Consider the following 16,672-nt stretch of genomic DNA (forward strand, 5'->3'; position numbering starts at 1 on the left):
AAGAATTATTTTTCTATTTTTATTATATCACTTTTTAAATAGAAAAATAAACCTGTCCGTAAAAAATTTAAAGCCATGGAACAGACCTTCCATGGCTTTGCTGCTGGAAAACTTACAGCGAATTTGTCCACTTACCACACCTGTCACCCCACATTGCAATGACCTTGCCTTCCATTGACACTTTCACAACCTCGCACCTGTTCGAACAACCCTTGCATTCAAAAGATGATGTTGAAAAATCAATGTCAGCAGCGTCAAACCCCCTGAAATTTGTTCTTGCCTTTGTCTTTTCAATGTAATCTTTTGCTAAAATGGCGCTACCTATTGCCCCCATCACATTGAAATGTTCAGGCACAATAATTTTGCTTTGAAGTTCTCTTTCGAATGCTGCTCTGATACCCTTGTTTGCTGCAACACCACCTTGAAAAACAAATGGCGGTTCTAAATTCTTGCCTCTTCCAACATTGTTCAAATAATTTCTTACAAGAGCATCGCAAAGCCCTCTTATTATCTCAGCTTTTGAAAATCCAAACTGCTGCTTTGCAATCATGTCAGACTCTGCAAACACTGTGCATCTTCCCGCAATTCGAACTGGCCTTGTTGCAGATAGCGCCAAATCACCAAACTGTTCAATAGGAATTTTGAGTCTTTCTGCCTGATGGTCCAAAAAAGAGCCTGTTCCTGCAGCACATACAGTGTTCATTGCAAAATCTACAACCATCTGGTCTTTTATGATTATTATCTTTGAGTCTTGGCCCCCTATTTCAAAAATAGTTCTCACATCCGGTACAAAATGAATTGTCGCTGTTGCATGGGCTGTAATTTCGTTCTTCACAACGTCAGCACCCAAGATAGCACCTGCAAGCTGTCTTCCAGACCCAGTTGTACCTACTCCTAAAACCTCTACATCTCCAAGAGTCTCTTTTAACTGCTTTACACCTTCTTTGACAGAATCTATAGGCTGTCCGTTTGTCCTTATATACGTCTTAAAAAGTACGTTCACATTTCTATCAATGGCAACAACGTTAGTTGAAACAGAACCCACGTCAACCCCTATGTAGATTTCCTTCATACCATTACAACCCTTTCTTCCTGAACATGTTCTTGTATGTTGTCAATAAAGACTTCTTTTGTTTTTCCTCTTTTCCTATTTCTCAAAAGGTCAATGAAAGCTTCTATCCTGGTGAGCATATTCGCCTTTCCTGTCTGCTCATCTATTGGAAGTGACAGAATTGGAATGTCAACCTCTTTCGATATCTTTGGAATTAAACTTTGGGTTACAAGTTCTGGCAAACATGCAAAGGGCATAAGATGAACAATTCCGTCAAACCCTCTCTCTTTAAAGTCTATAATATGTCCTACAGTCTCAACCGCATGACCACCAATTAAAATCTTGATATATCTTTGACCCTTTTTTATAATCTCTTTAAACCTCTTGGGTCTCAAAATCCATGGAACCAGATTGTCGTTTATCCACTCAAAAAGATACAAGCTTCTTTCTACCTCAACCCCAAGATTGCCCAAAATCTCTTCTATCCCAAAGTTAATAGAGCTTTCCATCACAACATAAATCTCGCCTACAATCCCAACTCTTATCCTGTCTTTTTCATCAACCTTTCTTGTTGGGATACTAAGAAGCATCTGCTTGCACTCTTCATAAACTCTATACAGCTGCTTTCTTGTCTTTATTTTGTCAAACTTTTCTTGGATTTGATTCCAAACCTGAGTTGTCTGGCCTTTGTTGACTTCATATGGTCTTATTTTTTGAACCATCTTCTCAAGCTCATCAAGTTTCTGGACAAATCTGTATAAGGTGTACATCCTGTTTATAACCTTATGCCATGGAACTCCATTTCGAATTTTTTGAACATTTCTAAAAAATGCCCTCCAGTTATCCTGTGGAGCATCAAAGATTATAAGCTCAACATCGTCATAGCCAAGAGATTTTAATATATTTCTGTGAGTGTCGCCATAAAAACCTGCTCTGCACGGACCATGTCCACCAGATGTCACAAGCACTTTTGCACCTTTTTCAATGGCCTCTAAATACGTTCCCATGACCATTTTAAGAGGAATACAAGCAAACTCTGGTGAGTATTTGACACCAAGGTCCATGGTCCTCTGAGTTGGTTTTGGCGGCATTATCACTTCATGTTCCAAAAACTCAAAAAGCTTTTTATACACTATGGCAGAGCCCATGTACGGAAACGATACCTTCATCTTTATAATACCTCCGACAATTTTGCCCACTTTTTTCGCTTGAGCATGTCAACAAAGGCTTCTATCCTTGTGACCATATGCCCTTCGCCTGTGTGCTCATCCACCCTTAAAGTAGTAAACGGCTTTCCTGCAACATCACTCTCGTACTGCAAAAACCTTCCAACAATTGCATCAGGGCCACATCCGAAAGCTGTCACATGGATTATACCATCCACCTCTGGGTCTTTTAGATAATGAAGACCTGCACCAAGTACCCTGTTTGAAAAAGTCCAGAAAAGCCTTTTCCTGTAATGTTTTAAATTGTCATATGCAACCTTTTGGGGTACCATCTCAAACGTTTTTATATTTACATCTAAAGCTTCAAGCTTTTTTATAACATCCATGCTTATGAAAGAATCATACACATCATACACATATCCTAAAACAGCAATTGTTACATCGCCATCTTTTTTTACTTTTTCTAAATCTTTTTCCCATCTACCTGTTTTATAACTTTCAAGTGCTTTGTCGCAAGAAAGTCCACTGTGCAAAAGAGCTTTAAACCTTTCAAAAACCTCTTCTGCTCTTTTTATCGCAAGTCGTATCTCCCTGTGAGAAAACCCAAACATCTCTGTCAACATTTCATAAATCTTTGGCGAGCTTATATTCTCGTTGTTTTTTTCATTTATTATGGGTGAGATAACTCTTCCTTTACTTTCTTCTACCGTTCCCTCAATTATGTCTGGAAGCCCCATAAACTTTGGACAAAAATATTCCGGCTTTTTTATCCTCGCAAACCTTGGAACAAAGACATAATCAGCTACCTTCAGCCCCTCAATAACATGTCCTGTAAATATTTTGATAGGCGCACAAATGTCAGCAACAGCCGCCTTTGAACCTTTATCAAGAATATCCTTGGTTGTTGGTCCTGTGTCCACAACCTCAAACCCGAGCTCTTTGAAAAATGTATCCCATAAAGGAAAATAGTAATAATACAAAAGCGAATGCGGAATAGCAATTTTCATGCTATTTAAAATCTCCTTCTTTCCCATTTTACCTTCCCTTACTATTATAGCACAATTAAAAGATTATAGTATTCTAAAAAAAGGGGCAGCTTTTTCAAAATAAAACAAAACTGCCCCTTCCTCTTTTACTAATCCTTCGGTCGCATTGTTGGGAAAAGTAACACATCTCTGATTGAATATGAATCTGTCAGAAGCATAACCAGCCTGTCAATTCCTATTCCAAGCCCACCTGTCGGTGGCATGCCGTACTCAAGCGCTTCTATAAAGTCCTCATCCATCATGTGGGCTTCTTGGTTACCTCTTTGCCTTTCTTTAAGCTGCTCTAAAAATCTCTCTTTCTGGTCAAACGGGTCGTTGAGCTCTGAAAATGCGTTGGCTAATTCCCTGCAAGTGATGAAAAGCTCAAACCTCTCTGTAAACTGTGGATTGTCTTTCTTTCTTTTTGCAAGCGGAGAAACCTCAACCGGATAGTCCATTATAAATGTTGGCTGAACAAGAAAATCTTCTACTTTCTTTTCAAATATCTCATTTATAATATGACCTACCTGCCAGTTTTCCTCAACCTCAATCCCAAGATCTTTTGCAATTTTTCTTGCTTCATCTATAGAATTCACATTTTCAAAGTCAACACCAACATACTTTTTGATTGCTTCAACCATGGTAAGTCTTTGCCATGGCGGTGTCAGGTCAATCTCCTGCCCTTGATATGTTATTTTTAATGTGCCCAAAACCTCTTTTGCAACTGTTGTGATGAGCTCTTCTGTAAGGTTCATCATATCCTTGTAGTCGGCATATGCTTGGTAAATCTCAATGGTTGTAAATTCAGGGTTGTGTTTTATTGAAATACCTTCATTTCTAAACACACGACCAAGCTCGTATACCTTATCAAACCCACCAACTATAAGTCTTTTTAAGTGAAGCTCTGTTGCAATTCTCAAATACAGGTCAATGTCCAAAGCATTGTGATGAGTAATAAAAGGTCTTGCAGCAGCACCACCTGCAACAGGGCTCAAAACAGGAGTTTCTACCTCCAAAAATCCCCTGTCATCTAAAAATTTGCGGATTGAACGGATTATTAAACTTCTTTTGATAAAAGTATCTCGAACTTGTGGATTTACAATTAGATCAAGATACCTTTTTCTATACCTTGTATCAATATCTCTGAGCCCATGCCACTTTTCAGGAAGTGGTCGCAAACACTTGGTGAGCATCTCAATCTCTTTCGCCTTTACCGAAATTTCGCCCTTGTGAGTCTTGAAAACCTCACCTTTTACACCTATTATATCTCCAATATCATAATACTCTTTGAACTCCTCGTACTTTTCTTCTCCAACCTCATCAATCTTTATATAAATCTGGATTTTTCCTTTTGTGTCCAAAATATCGACAAATGAAGCCTTGCCATGACCTCTTTTTGAAAGCATTCTTCCTGCAACACAGACAAACTTACCTTCAAATACTTCAAAGTTTTCTTTAATATCAGCGGAATAATGTGTCGGGTCGTACTTTACCTTTTCATATGGATTGTATTTATTCTGCTGAAGTTCTTTTAGTTTTTTTATCCTGTTCTGTATCTGTTCGTTTAGCTCTTCCTGTGTAAACTCAAAATCCTGCATCCCCACTCACCAACTCCGTCTTTTTATTTTGATATCTCAAGTATCTTATATCTGAACTTTCCTGCAGGTACACTCACCTCAACAACATCCCCAACTTTCTTCCCCATCAAAGCCTTGCCAACAGGCGACTCATCAGAAATCTTAAAATTCAAAGGGTCTGCTTCCTTTGACCCAACTATTGAATATTCAAATACATCCCCAGTATCTAAATTCTGAATTTTCACGTTTGTACCAATTCCAACAAAATCAGTTGAAACTTCATCTTTATCGATAATCTTGGCATTATTGATAAGCTGTTCTAAATACGCAATTCTTTCTTCTAAAGCTGCCTGTTCTGCCTTTGCCTCATCATACTCGGAGTTTTCCGAAAGGTCACCAAACGAACGCGCAACCTTTATCTTTTCTGCAACCTCTTTTCTTTTTACTGTCTTTAAATTTTCGAGCTCTTTTAAGTACTTTTCATATGCTTCACGAGAAAGTTGATATTTTGCTGTATCCATTTCTCTTGCCATTTTTTCCTCCCCTTTTTCAAAAAGAAAATAGACTTTATTTTTTATGATTAATTTTAATTCAAACCACTTCAATTTATGCTTGTACATTTTAACTTTTGTCAATTATAAACCAAAGATGTGCTTCATGTCAAGTGAAGAAAAAGAAAAGCCTCAGACAGTTTTTTGATGAAAACTATCTGCGGCTAAACTTATCATAATAGTTTAAAGCTTTCTCTCCAAAAAGCAAACGTCAAACAGTCCCAGGAAGGTTTATATATTCAAGAATGGCTGTACAAGCAAAATCAATGTTAAAATTATTATGAACACAACTGTCACCCATGCAATTACATTAAATAGTTTTGAATTCACATACTCACCCATGATTTCTTTGTCGTTTGTGAGCTTGAGCATGTAAATGAGAATTATTGGAAGCAAAATTCCATTTATCTCCTGAGCTATTATCATAAGTTTAATTAGCGGTATATTTGGGAGTAAAATTATTCCCGCACCTATTACAATAAAAAGAAGTATTATCCCATAAAATGCAGGTGCTTCTTTGAATTTCTTGTCGAGTCCATTTTCAAAACCAAACGCCTCAGTTATAGCATACGCTGTTGAAAGTGGCAGAATATGTGCACCTAAAAGTGATGCACCAAAAAGCCCTATCGCAAAAAGGCTTGACGCATATTTTCCTGCAAACGGCTGAAGCGCTTTTGCTGCATCTTCTGCTGTTTCAATTCTAATCCCGTGCTTGTAAAGTGTTGCTGCTGTTGCAACAACTATGAAAAACGCAATAAAGTCTGTCCAGAAGGCTCCCAAAAACACATCCCATCGCTGGTACTTAAGGTTCTTAACATCAACTCCTTTATCCACAACAGATGACTGCAAGTAAAACTGCATCCATGGCGTTATCGTGGTACCTATCATGGCAATAAAAATCAATACAAAACTGGGCTCAAAACTAAATGAGGGTACAAATGTGTTTTTGAACACCTCTTTCCAGTCTGGTTTGGCTAAAAATCCCGAAATTATATAGCTAACATAAATTACCATAAGGCCCAAAAAGAACTTCTCAGTTTTTTTATATGAACCTTTGTTAATAATATACCAAACAAAAATAGAAGTAAGAGGTACAGAGATATATTTTGATATACCAAATATTTCAAGACTTGCTGCAATTCCTGCAAACTCGCCAACTGTTGTTGTAAAGTTGGCAATCAAAAGGGTCACCATCGCAAAAAATGTCATCTTCACACCAAAGTTTTCTCTTATAAGGTCAGAAAGTCCCTTGCCAGTTACAACACCCATTCTTGCCGCCATCTCTTGAATTACTGCCAAGCTTATGGTTATAAGAAAAAGTCCCCACAGCATCTTGTAACCAAACATGGAACCTACCATTGCATATGTTGCGATACCCGATGCATCATTGTCAGCTGTTGCAGTCACAAGTCCTGGCCCAATTACACTTAAAATTAAAAGAATATTTCTTAGTCTGGTGCTTCTTGTTGTCTGTGCCATCTTTACATCACCTCTTTCGTATCAACCTATTATCTACAGCAACAGTTTTCTTTTCATCTTCAATAGTTCATATACAATGTCGTTTATAATGACAACTCCAATGAGTTTCTTGCTCTCATTCACAACAGGCACAGCAAGAAGACTATATTTTGAAATAATCTCAACAAGAGAATTAACATTGTCAGTGTCTTTGACACAAACCACGTCCCTGTTCATTATCTCATAAAGCGGTGTTTGAGGCTCAGAGATTACCAAGTCGCGCAAAGATACAACCCCGCAAAGCCTTTCATCATTGTCAACAACATACAGATAATAAATTTCATCTGGTTCAGGTTTTAAGCGTCTTAGCTCCTCTATTGTCTGCTCAACTGTGAAATGTGTCTTGAACGAGATAAAATCGGTTGTCATTATCGCGCCAACACTGTTTTCGGGATACTCCATAAGTTCTTTGACTTCTTCTGATGCTTCTTTTTCCATACTATTTAGAAGCTCTTCTGCTCTTTCCTCTTTTATCTCGTCCAGAATATCTGCAACCTCATCAGCCGGCATTTTCTCAAGCACATCCGCCGCCTTTTCAACAGGAAGACTCTCTAAAACATTTCTCTGTGCTTCAACCTCAAGCTCTTCCAAAACATCTGCAGCCTTTTCCTCATCCAGAGTCGAAAAGATATAAGCTTGCGTCTTTTTGTCAAGTTCTTCAATAATGTCTGCCAAATCCGAAGGATGCAAGGTAGCAAGCTTTGAATATGTGGTTGAAAGTTTCAAATCAAGCCTTGGAGATGCAAGCGGCTGTACATCATCCCACAAAATCAAACGCGAAGGAATGTTTTTACCAAGCGGTTTTAACACCTTTTTCAGGGGCTTTGCAAGACCAAGCCTTCTCAAAAGTCCTTCAAGACCGATATCTACAGCTATTACATAAACACCTGTAGAAAGTACTGCAAGTCTTATATCATTTACCCTCACAACTTTTCTGCCGTTCATATCAACAATCTGCTTGTCAAGTATATGACGAACAAGCATAATGGTGTCTTCTTTTTTCACATCGATTGGCTTTAAGTTCCTTGTTTCAATCACGTACTGACCTTTTTCCTTGTAGATTATGAAAAACGAAAAGTCCACAATTTGAGTTTGACCGCCACTTTTTACCTTTGCAGCAATCACTTTGGGTCTTATATAACTTGCATCAACAACCAAGTCTAAAAGCCTTCCTACAACCTTCTTTTCTTCTGAAAAGACCTTGTTGCCGATTACTCTGCTAAGATAAAAGCTTGTGACGTTTGGCATTTTAGCACCCCTCCTTTTTTGAATTTTTATTTTTGGTGTCATTTGGTGGAGGGGTGCTAAAAGCCTTTAAAATCTATTTGCAAAAAGGTGTATTTATCCCTTTATTTTCTTCAAAACAGAGAAAAATTAGCACCCCTCCACATTCCAAAGTACAATTGCTTTTTGCTGTCCAATCCTGCTTACTCACAGGACCAGAATCCATCTTTTCTCTCAACTCCTTCTTTAAGAAGAATTTTCGCAATAGCAAAATTTTATACATTGCTATTAGAAACAAAAAGTGCTTTCACCCAAAGCTTAAAAACGAGGTGAAAGCACACTTCTGCCCTTTTTAAAGCTACCTCGTACAAGCTTTGGCACTACACGGCATAAAAAGCTGCATTAGGTTATGCCTTGGTTTCGGCAAAACCTGTTCACCAGCTCAGATTGTCTCCAATCTTTCGCGGCAGCAGCCTATATCCCTGTAGGAGCCTCGCCTACCGAGATATCTTGCAATATTCATTTTTTCAACTTCTATTTTAGCACAATTTTTTCATTTTTCAACCCTTTTTCGGCAAAATTTTTATGTTTTCCGGATATTTTTTTTAAATTTCTTTAATTATCTCTTATTTTCTCTAATATAAAATCAAACATCTTGTCTTTTTCTATCACGTTAGGATGCAAAATTGGCTTTGAAAGAAGACTTTTAATCCCCTCCGGGACCTCAACACCTGTCTTTGCATACAAAATCTCTACCGCTTCAAACGGGTCAATATTATTATATTCACCATCAAACAAAGCGTTCAAAACATCTTTTGCAAACTTGTAAGGATTTGCAGTTTGAAGTACAACCGTTTTTGTACTATCAAACGTCTGCTTCTGGTACTTTCTGTAAACATCAAACCCAACAGCAGAGTGCGGGTCAACAAGATAGCCATACTCGCGGTAAATACTCTTTATACTATTTCTTGTCTGGTCATCTGTGGAAAAATCACCCCAGAAACTTTCCTGAATCTCTTTTAAAACTTCTTCTTCAACTTTGAAATACCCATCACTTTTCAAATCTAACATGTATTTTTTTACTCTTTCTGAATCTTTTGTTACCAAATACAATAACCTTTCCAAATTACTTGCAACAAGAATATCCATTGAAGGTGAGATTGTTTTGTAAAACTCTCTTCTTCTGTCATATAAGCCTGTCCTGACAAAATCGGCAACCACACTGTTTATGTTCGAAGCAACAATCAGCTTATTTATAGGAATTCCCATAAGTTTTGCAATAAAACCTGCCAATATATTGCCAAAATTGCCTGTCGGAACAACAAAGTTTATCTTTTCACCTTCAGATATATCTCCAGCCTTTAAAAGCACCAGATAACTCCAGATATAGTATACAATCTGTGGAAGAAGCCTACCAAAATTTATTGAGTTTGCAGAGGTAAAGAAAAACCCCAGATTTTCGATTGTATCTATGCATTTTTTGCTTGTGAAAATCTCCTTCACGCCAGATTGGGCATCGTCAAAATTGCCTTTTATCCCGGCAACAAAAGTGTTTCTGCCTTCCTGGGTTGTCATCTGTCTTTTCTGAACATCTGACACACCCTCAGATGGATAAAACACAACTATCTTTGTTCTATCAACATCCTTAAACCCTTCCAAGGCAGCTTTGCCAGTATCGCCTGATGTTGCAACAAGTATGAGTGCCTGTTTGTAAAAAGTGGGCATTGATTTTAGCAAAAGATGAGGAAGCACCTGCAATGCAACGTCTTTGAAAGCGTACGTCGGACCGTGCCAAAGCTCAAGAGCAAAAAGACCCGGGCTGAGCTTTTTGATAGCCACAACATCTTTTGTGTCAAACTTGCCACGGCTATATGACTTGTCAATGCAATCAGCAATTTCTTCATTCGTAAAATCAGTAAGGTAGAGCTCAAATATATATTTTGCAAGATTTGCGTAAGAGTCTATGTTTTTTATCTTACTTAAATCAAGAGAAGGAATTGAAACAGGGGTGTAAAGCCCACCATCCTCAGCTATTCCCCTGTAAATAGCCTCTTTTGCCTGCACCTCTTTATTTCCTCTTGTACTTATATATCGCATCCATTTCACCTCAAGTCTTACTTTATTCTCTCTTTTTCAAGAAGTTTTTCATTTAGCTTGTACGACAGTACCATGAGACTGTCAATCAGATGCACATTCTCAACAACTACATCACCTTTTACTTCAATCTCCTTTGCAGTAAAATTCCAAATACCCTTTATCCCTCCTTCAACCATTATATCTGCAACCTCTTGCGCAACATCTGCTGGCACACACAGAACACCTATGTCAACATCGTTCTTCTTTATAAAATCCTTAAGCTTGTCAATATGCTCAATCTTTATATTGCGGATAGCTTTTCCTACCTTTTGAGGGTCAATGTCAAAAAGTCCAATGAGTCTAAACCCCTTTTTATAGAAGTTAGCATAGTTTGCCAGTGCTTGCCCAAGGTTACCTACTCCCACAATGACCATTTTAAAATTCCTGTCAAGTCCCAAAATTTTTACAAGATTCTCATAAAGAACCTGTGTGCTGTAACCATATCCTTGCTGACCAAACCCGCCAAAATTGTTGAAGTCTTGCCTTACCTGGGAAGCCGTATAACCCATTCTCTGGCTCAGCTCTGACGAGGATATTCTCATAACATCATGGTTTAAAAGGTCTTCAACATACCGAAGATACCTCGGCAGTCTTCTTATAACCGCAAGTGAAATGTTCTTTTTTTTGAACAATTTTCCTCCCCCTTATCTTCTTTTGATATTTTTTTGACATACTTCTTCTAAATTAAAAGCCTGTTTCAATTTTAAAACAGGCTGTTATCTTCTTTTCCCGTCAAATCGTTTGTTGTATTCACTAAGCTTTTGATTGCTGTCTTTTAAAAACTTTGAAAGTTTTGCTTCAAAATCATCTTTAGCTCTTTTTTTCTCTTTTTCTCTTTTCATTGTTTCCTTTGCTCTCTTTATTGATAGGCTAATTTTACCATCTTCTTTTACATTAATAACCTTTACTTTAACAGTTTGATTTTCTTTCAAATACTTTTTAATATCTTCAACGTACTCGTCTGCCACTTCTGAGATATGAACAAGCCCAACTTTGCCGCTTGGTAACTCAACAAACGCACCAAACTGTGTTATGCCCTTTACAATACCTTCTAATATTTGACCTCTTTTGATTGACACAAAATAGCCTCCTCTACTCTTTTTTCTTTTTGTTCTTATCTATAAACACAATCTCATCCTTGCCAACAAGCCCAAGCTTTTCCCTCGCCACCTGCTGAATGTAGTCTTTTGTCCCAACATACTGCGCGAGCCTTTTTAGATATTCATTTTCTTTTTTGATTTTTTCTATCTGGACAATGACTTCCCGCTGCTGAGCCTTTACCTGTCTTAAAATCATTTGCTGCTTAAAAACTGTAGTAGCAGAATATACAAAAAAGGCTATTACAAATATAAGCACAAAAACTCTCTTGAGAACTTTAAATAATTTTTTCACGGCTTGTCTTCCTTTTTGGAAACTCTCAAAAGTGTAGTTATATTCTATCACAATTCATCTTTTATTAAAAGATAAAACTTTGTTCACCTTTTTTAAAAATCCTTTATAGAGTGGCGAAATGGTATTTTTATAAACATAAATACCGCAAGCTATTGCCAAAAAAGTGTACCATTTGAGTGTATAAAAATTTATAAACATAAGACCCGCTATCAATATTGCCGTGGATAGAATTGAAGATATAAAAAATAAAATTTCTTTTGTGCGGCGTTTCAATATTCTTTTGAAAAAGAATGAATCAAATACAACTCCTACTGCAAACCCAAGGAAAAAACAGCTTGTAAAATCCGAAATCTGCTCAAATACGCTTGCCGGCAATCTTTTTCGCCTCTCATTTAAAAAGTCGCGAAAGCAGTCCTTTTTTGGGACTTTCACCATACTCAAGCGAATAAATCTGTCCTTCTATGAATACCTCACCTGTCTCTGTGTTTATTTTATTTATTCTAAGGTCAAACCCTTTTATTACAAGCAATTCATCATTGACAATAAGTATGATATTGTTCTCATCAAAGCTCTCAACATCATCAACGCCATTTATTGTTATCTTTTCCCTGTTCTCAATAAGCACATTGTGAATCTTAGACTTTAGATTTTTTCTTTCATCCATTACCATGTGGCATCCTTCAAAAATATTCTCAGCATCACAATAATAACTATATTTATTCTGACAAAAAATTATGTCAAAACCTCTTCAGAAAACCTTACTCCATCACTTCATACATTGAACTTGCCAGATTCTTTTGGACCTTTTCATCAACACTTGTCACTTTGCATTTAAAAACCCTGTCACCAAAGTGTACCTCAATGACATCTCCAACTTTGACATCTGTTGATGGTTTTGCTACTTTTCCGTTCACAAATACTCTTCCCGCTTCACATGCTTGCTGAGCCAAAGTCCTTCTTTTGATAATTCTCGACACTTTTAGATACTTGTCTATTCGCATTTTTTAAAGTCCCCACCTTCTTTGAACCTTTTTGAAAAATCATAAAAGTGGTGAAAAATTTATGGCTGCAGCTAAAAACTGGCTGCAGCCGAGTTAAAACTAAAACAAGGTTTTACCCCTCTTTTTTAAAAAACTCTATCTCGACCAAAAAACCTATTTTGCAACAGCATCTTTCAACATCTTGCCTGCTTTGAACACAGGTACCTTTGTTGCTGGAATCTTTATCTCTTCTTGAGTTTGAGGATTTCTACCAACTCTTTCTGCCCTCTCTCTTACCTCAAATGAACCAAAACCAACAAGCTGAACCTTTTCCCCCTTAGAGAGTGCCTCTGTTACTGCATCTACAAACGCATTTAGTGCCTTTTCAGCATCCTTCTTTGTAAGACCGCTCTTCTCTGCCATTGCCGAAATCAAATCTGTTTTGTTCATTCTTTCTTACCTCCTCGCGTATTTTGTGATATTCTAAATATTTCTATTCTATATTTATATCAAAAATCCTTCTTTTTTCAAGCCTTTTCTAAACTTTTTTTGCCTCTTCCCAAAATTTGTCCATATCTTCAAGGGTCATTTCATTCAATTTCTTGCCTTGTTTGGAGGCACTTTCCTCTACATATGAAAATCTGGTTATGAACTTCTTAACTGTTCTGTGCAAGGCTTCTTCAGGGTCAACTTCAAAAAATCTGGCTATATTCACAACTGCAAAAAGAATATCGCCAATTTCTTCTTCAATTTTCTCTTTTTTATCATTCTTCGACAAACACTCTTTCAGTTCTTCAAGCTCTTCATATACCTTATTTAGAGCACCTTCGAAACTTTCCCAATCAAAACCTACTTTAGCTGCTTTTTCTTGAACCTTATAACTTCTCATAAGAGCTGGAAGATGTTTCGGAATTCTTTTCATACTATCTGTAATGGTTTCAATTTCTTTTTCATTGTTTTTAATTTTATCCCAGTTCTGAAGCACCTCTTCAGCGGTTGAAAAGTTGTCGCTACCGAATACATGTGTATGCCTTCTCTTCATCTTCTGACAGATATCATAAATAACCTCGTAGATATCAAATCTACCGTTTTCCTGAGCAATTTTGGCATGAAATACTACTTGTAAAAGCAGGTCTCCAAGTTCTTCTTTAAGTTTTGTAAAGTCTTTTTCATCTATAGCTTCAATAACTTCATATGTCTCTTCGATGAGGTACTTTTTAAGACTTTCATGTGTCTGCTGTCTATCCCACGGACATTTACTCCTGAGTATGTCCATTATTTCTACAAGTTCCTCAAAGCTTGCTCTCATCTTTTGACCTCTCCTGCACCAGATTTTTATAAGCTATATTATACCACTATTTTTAGAAAGAAGCTGTGATTTTTTGATAAGGTACTTTCTCTTGGTTGCAAGCCCTCCTCTTATGTGCCTCTCTTGCTTATTTCTTTCTAATATAGCTCTTACCTGCCTGTAAAGCCCTTTGTCAATGTACAAAAGCCTTTCTGTAAGGTCATTGTGAATTGTGGACTTTGACACACCCAAAATCCTTGCAACCTTTCTCACAGTTGCATTGTACTTAATCATAATTTCTGCTGCAAGAAGAGCTCTTTTTTCAATATCCTCCTTCAACGTCTTGTCCTCCAGAACATTTCTCTTACTTAGGATTATATGCTACATTTCAAAGAAGCTTTCCCTACAAAAGAGTAATAGTCAAGTTTTTGTCAAACTTTATGTTTGAATTTTCATAGCTTTTTTGATACTATATATTAAAATCTGTGTTAACATGGGTGATAAAAAATGAATGAGATTGTTATAAAGCAAAACTTAGCACCAAATGTATGGCTCATGGGCATATACTCCCCACAGGTTGCAAAAAAGGCAAAGCCCGGCCAGTTTGTTATCTTAAGAGTTACAGAAAACGGTGAAAGGATTCCTCTTACAATTGCAGATTTTGACAATGAAAAGGGAATAGTATACATCATATTTCAGGTTGTAGGAAAAACAACCTCACTTTTATCTCAGCTAAACCCCGGTGACAGAATTATTGATTTTGTCGGGCCGCTTGGCATGCCATATGAACACAGCCCGGAAGATAATGACTACCTCTTCATTGCAGGTGGACTTGGAATACCAGCAATATTTTCAAAGGTAAAGATGCTTCACAGCCAAGGCAAAAACATAGATATCATCATTGGAGGAAGGTCAAAAGAAAACATCTTTTTTGAGGATGAGTTAAAAAAATATTGCAATAATCTCTACATCTCCACAAACGACGGCTCCTATGGAAAAAAAGGATTTGTTACAGACATCTTGAATGAGCTTTTAGAAAGTGGCAAAAGGTATGATGAAATATTTGCCGTAGGACCAGTCCCAATGATGAAAGCAGTTGTTGACATAACAAAAAGGTTTTCAATCAAGACCTTGGTCAGTCTCAATCCAATTATGGTGGATGGGACAGGAATGTGTGGCGGATGTAGAGTAAAGATTGGAAATGAAGTAAAGTTTGCTTGTGTTGACGGCCCTATTTTTAACGGATTTGAAGTTGACTTTGACGGACTTATGATAAGAAATTCCTACTATCAAGACCTTGAAAATATTTCGTACAAAGAACACAAATGCAAAATTGGATTGGGGGAGTAGAGAAATTGGACGTATTGAAAAGAGTTCCTATCAAGGAACAGGAACCTATTGAGAGGATACACAACTTTGATGAAGTGTGTTTTGGCTACACACCTGATGAAGCTGCTATGGAGGCACAAAGATGTTTGCAGTGTAAAAATGCACCGTGTGTAAAAGGCTGTCCTGTTGAAGTCAAGATTCCTGAGTTCATTCAGCTTATAAAGGAAAAAAAATTCAAAGAAAGCTACTTTAAGATACTTGAGACAAACCTTCTTCCCGCTATATGCGGGCGCGTATGTCCTCAGGAAACTCAGTGCGAACAGAACTGTGTTCGTGGAATAAAAGGTGAACCAATTGCTATTGGCAAACTCGAGAGGTTTGTCGCTGATTGGTTCAGACAAAACTGTGAGTTTGAATTTTCAAAGCCTCAACCAAACGGCAGAAAGGTTGCAATAATTGGTTCTGGACCTGCAGGACTTTCATGTGCTTCTTCCTTGGCAAAGATGGGCTATGAAGTAACAATATTTGAAGCGTTTCATAAGCTTGGCGGAGTGTTGTACTATGGTATACCTGAGTTCAGACTTCCAAAGGAGGTTGTTGAGTGGGAGATTGAAAATCTAAAGAAGATGGGCGTTGATTTTAGAACAAACATGATATTCGGCAAGACATTTGACTTGGAAGATTTAAAGCAGGAAGGGTTTGATGCTGTATTTATAAGCTCTGGCGCTGGACTTCCCAATTTTCTGAACATTGAAGGTGAACTTTTAAACGGGATATATTCCGCAAATGAATTCTTGACAAGGATAAACCTCATGAAGGCATACAAGTTCCCTGAATATGACACACCAATCAAACTTGGCAAGAAGGTCGGTGTAATTGGTGGCGGGAACGTTGCAATGGACGCAGCAAGAGTGGCAAGACGCCTTGGAAGTGAGGTTTATATCCTCTACCGAAGAACTGAGGCTGAGATGCCTGCAAGAAAAGAAGAAATTCTGCATGCAAAAGAAGAGGGAATAAAAATAGTTGAACTTGTAAGCCCTGTAAGATTCATAGGTGATGAGTCGGGCCATGTCAGAGCTTTGGAACTTGTAAAAATGAAGTTATCTGAGGAAGATTCCTCAGGCAGACGAAGCGTAAAACCTGTACATGGTTCAAACTTTGTCTTTGAAGCAGACAACTTCATTGTTGCAATTGGACAAAGCCCAAATCCACTTGTCAAAAAAGCTGTACCTGACCTTGAACTAAACCCCAACGGGTCTATTAAGGTAGATGAAAGCCTCATGACAAACATTGAAGGTGTTTTTGCAGGAGGTGACATTGTCACAGGCGCAGCCACTGTCATTCTTGCAATGGGGATGGGAAAGAAAGCGGCAGAGAACATTGACAGGTATCTTAATGCTAAAAAGCATGAAAATCTTTAATCCTTACACTAAAA

General features: G+C 37.5%; 19 protein-coding genes and 1 riboswitch. Of the genes, 2 read left to right on the forward strand and 17 right to left on the reverse strand.

Annotated features, from left to right (window positions below):
• Positions 1 to 112 precede the first annotated feature (112 nt).
• The 17 genes from CALHY_RS10105 to CALHY_RS10185 all read right to left on the reverse strand — a co-directional run bounded on the left by CALHY_RS10105 (position 113) and on the right by CALHY_RS10185 (position 14,247).
• The gene (locus CALHY_RS10105; RefSeq protein ID WP_013403853.1) at positions 113 to 1,072 is read right to left on the reverse strand and encodes an acyl-CoA dehydratase activase; all 960 of its coding nucleotides are present in this window, start codon (positions 1,070 to 1,072) and stop codon (positions 113 to 115) included.
• Positions 1,069 to 2,220 carry a 2-hydroxyacyl-CoA dehydratase gene (locus tag CALHY_RS10110; RefSeq protein WP_013403854.1) on the reverse strand — a complete coding sequence of 384 codons (1,152 nt, stop codon included), beginning with the start codon at positions 2,218 to 2,220 and terminating at the stop codon, positions 1,069 to 1,071. The genes CALHY_RS10105 and CALHY_RS10110 overlap by 4 nt, the downstream gene beginning before the upstream one ends.
• Positions 2,221 to 2,222: 2 nt before the next feature.
• A complete protein-coding gene (locus CALHY_RS10115) occupies positions 2,223 to 3,224 on the reverse strand; it encodes an acyl-CoA dehydratase activase-related protein (protein ID WP_013403855.1) in 1,002 nt (333 codons plus the stop codon).
• A 128-nt stretch (positions 3,225 to 3,352) separates the two neighbouring features.
• A complete protein-coding gene (lysS, locus tag CALHY_RS10120; protein ID WP_041723183.1) occupies positions 3,353 to 4,840 on the reverse strand; it encodes a lysine--tRNA ligase in 1,488 nt (495 codons plus the stop codon).
• A gap of 23 nt (positions 4,841 to 4,863) precedes the next feature.
• Complete coding sequence (greA, locus tag CALHY_RS10125) at positions 4,864 to 5,340, reverse strand: transcription elongation factor GreA (RefSeq protein ID WP_029228083.1); 477 nt, start codon at positions 5,338 to 5,340, stop codon at positions 4,864 to 4,866.
• A 261-nt stretch (positions 5,341 to 5,601) separates the two neighbouring features.
• A complete protein-coding gene (locus CALHY_RS10130) occupies positions 5,602 to 6,849 on the reverse strand; it encodes an Nramp family divalent metal transporter (protein ID WP_013403858.1) in 1,248 nt (415 codons plus the stop codon).
• 33 nt (positions 6,850 to 6,882) lie between these two features.
• Positions 6,883 to 8,136: a magnesium transporter gene (locus CALHY_RS10135; protein ID WP_013403859.1), complete on the reverse strand. Its 1,254-nt coding sequence runs from the start codon at positions 8,134 to 8,136 to the stop codon at positions 6,883 to 6,885.
• 331 nt (positions 8,137 to 8,467) lie between these two features.
• A riboswitch (M-box (ykoK) riboswitch) is annotated at positions 8,468 to 8,624 on the reverse strand.
• A 103-nt stretch (positions 8,625 to 8,727) separates the two neighbouring features.
• A complete protein-coding gene (thrC, locus tag CALHY_RS10140) occupies positions 8,728 to 10,209 on the reverse strand; it encodes a threonine synthase (protein ID WP_013403861.1) in 1,482 nt (493 codons plus the stop codon).
• 17 nt (positions 10,210 to 10,226) lie between these two features.
• Positions 10,227 to 10,880, reverse strand: coding sequence for a redox-sensing transcriptional repressor Rex (locus CALHY_RS10145; protein ID WP_013403862.1), 654 nt, complete (start codon positions 10,878 to 10,880; stop codon positions 10,227 to 10,229).
• A gap of 84 nt (positions 10,881 to 10,964) precedes the next feature.
• Positions 10,965 to 11,327, reverse strand: coding sequence for a S1 RNA-binding domain-containing protein (locus CALHY_RS10150; RefSeq protein ID WP_013403863.1), 363 nt, complete (start codon positions 11,325 to 11,327; stop codon positions 10,965 to 10,967).
• 13 nt (positions 11,328 to 11,340) lie between these two features.
• A complete protein-coding gene (locus tag CALHY_RS10155; protein ID WP_013403864.1) occupies positions 11,341 to 11,640 on the reverse strand; it encodes an FtsB family cell division protein in 300 nt (99 codons plus the stop codon).
• A 54-nt stretch (positions 11,641 to 11,694) separates the two neighbouring features.
• Positions 11,695 to 12,075 carry a spore cortex biosynthesis protein YabQ gene (gene yabQ / locus CALHY_RS10160; RefSeq protein WP_238524611.1) on the reverse strand — a complete coding sequence of 127 codons (381 nt, stop codon included), beginning with the start codon at positions 12,073 to 12,075 and terminating at the stop codon, positions 11,695 to 11,697.
• Positions 12,029 to 12,304 (reverse strand): YabP/YqfC family sporulation protein, encoded by a 276-nt coding sequence (locus CALHY_RS10165; RefSeq protein WP_013403866.1) that lies wholly within the window; start codon positions 12,302 to 12,304, stop codon positions 12,029 to 12,031. Before CALHY_RS10165 ends, yabQ begins: the two co-directional genes overlap by 47 nt.
• A 94-nt stretch (positions 12,305 to 12,398) precedes the next feature.
• A complete protein-coding gene (locus CALHY_RS10170) occupies positions 12,399 to 12,641 on the reverse strand; it encodes an RNA-binding S4 domain-containing protein (protein ID WP_013403867.1) in 243 nt (80 codons plus the stop codon).
• A gap of 153 nt (positions 12,642 to 12,794) precedes the next feature.
• Positions 12,795 to 13,070 carry an HU family DNA-binding protein gene (locus CALHY_RS10175; RefSeq protein WP_011916753.1) on the reverse strand — a complete coding sequence of 92 codons (276 nt, stop codon included), beginning with the start codon at positions 13,068 to 13,070 and terminating at the stop codon, positions 12,795 to 12,797.
• 88 nt (positions 13,071 to 13,158) lie between these two features.
• Entirely contained in the window at positions 13,159 to 13,929 is a 771-nt protein-coding gene (gene mazG, locus CALHY_RS10180) for a nucleoside triphosphate pyrophosphohydrolase (RefSeq protein ID WP_013403868.1), read from the reverse strand.
• A 33-nt stretch (positions 13,930 to 13,962) separates the two neighbouring features.
• The gene (locus CALHY_RS10185) at positions 13,963 to 14,247 is read right to left on the reverse strand and encodes a sporulation transcriptional regulator SpoIIID (protein WP_013403869.1); all 285 of its coding nucleotides are present in this window, start codon (positions 14,245 to 14,247) and stop codon (positions 13,963 to 13,965) included.
• 168 nt (positions 14,248 to 14,415) lie between these two features.
• Here CALHY_RS10185 and CALHY_RS10190 point away from each other — a divergent pair, with 168 nt between their 5' ends.
• Both CALHY_RS10190 and gltA read left to right on the forward strand, forming a co-directional pair.
• Positions 14,416 to 15,258 carry a sulfide/dihydroorotate dehydrogenase-like FAD/NAD-binding protein gene (locus CALHY_RS10190; protein WP_013403870.1) on the forward strand — a complete coding sequence of 281 codons (843 nt, stop codon included), beginning with the start codon at positions 14,416 to 14,418 and terminating at the stop codon, positions 15,256 to 15,258.
• Positions 15,234 to 16,658: an NADPH-dependent glutamate synthase gene (gene gltA, locus CALHY_RS10195; RefSeq protein WP_049772023.1), complete on the forward strand. Its 1,425-nt coding sequence runs from the start codon at positions 15,234 to 15,236 to the stop codon at positions 16,656 to 16,658. The genes CALHY_RS10190 and gltA overlap by 25 nt, the downstream gene beginning before the upstream one ends.
• Positions 16,659 to 16,672: the final 14 nt, after the last annotated feature.

Origin of the sequence: Caldicellulosiruptor hydrothermalis 108 (genome assembly GCF_000166355.1) — a bacterium.
Classification (GTDB): Bacteria; Bacillota; Thermoanaerobacteria; order Caldicellulosiruptorales; family Caldicellulosiruptoraceae; genus Caldicellulosiruptor; species Caldicellulosiruptor hydrothermalis.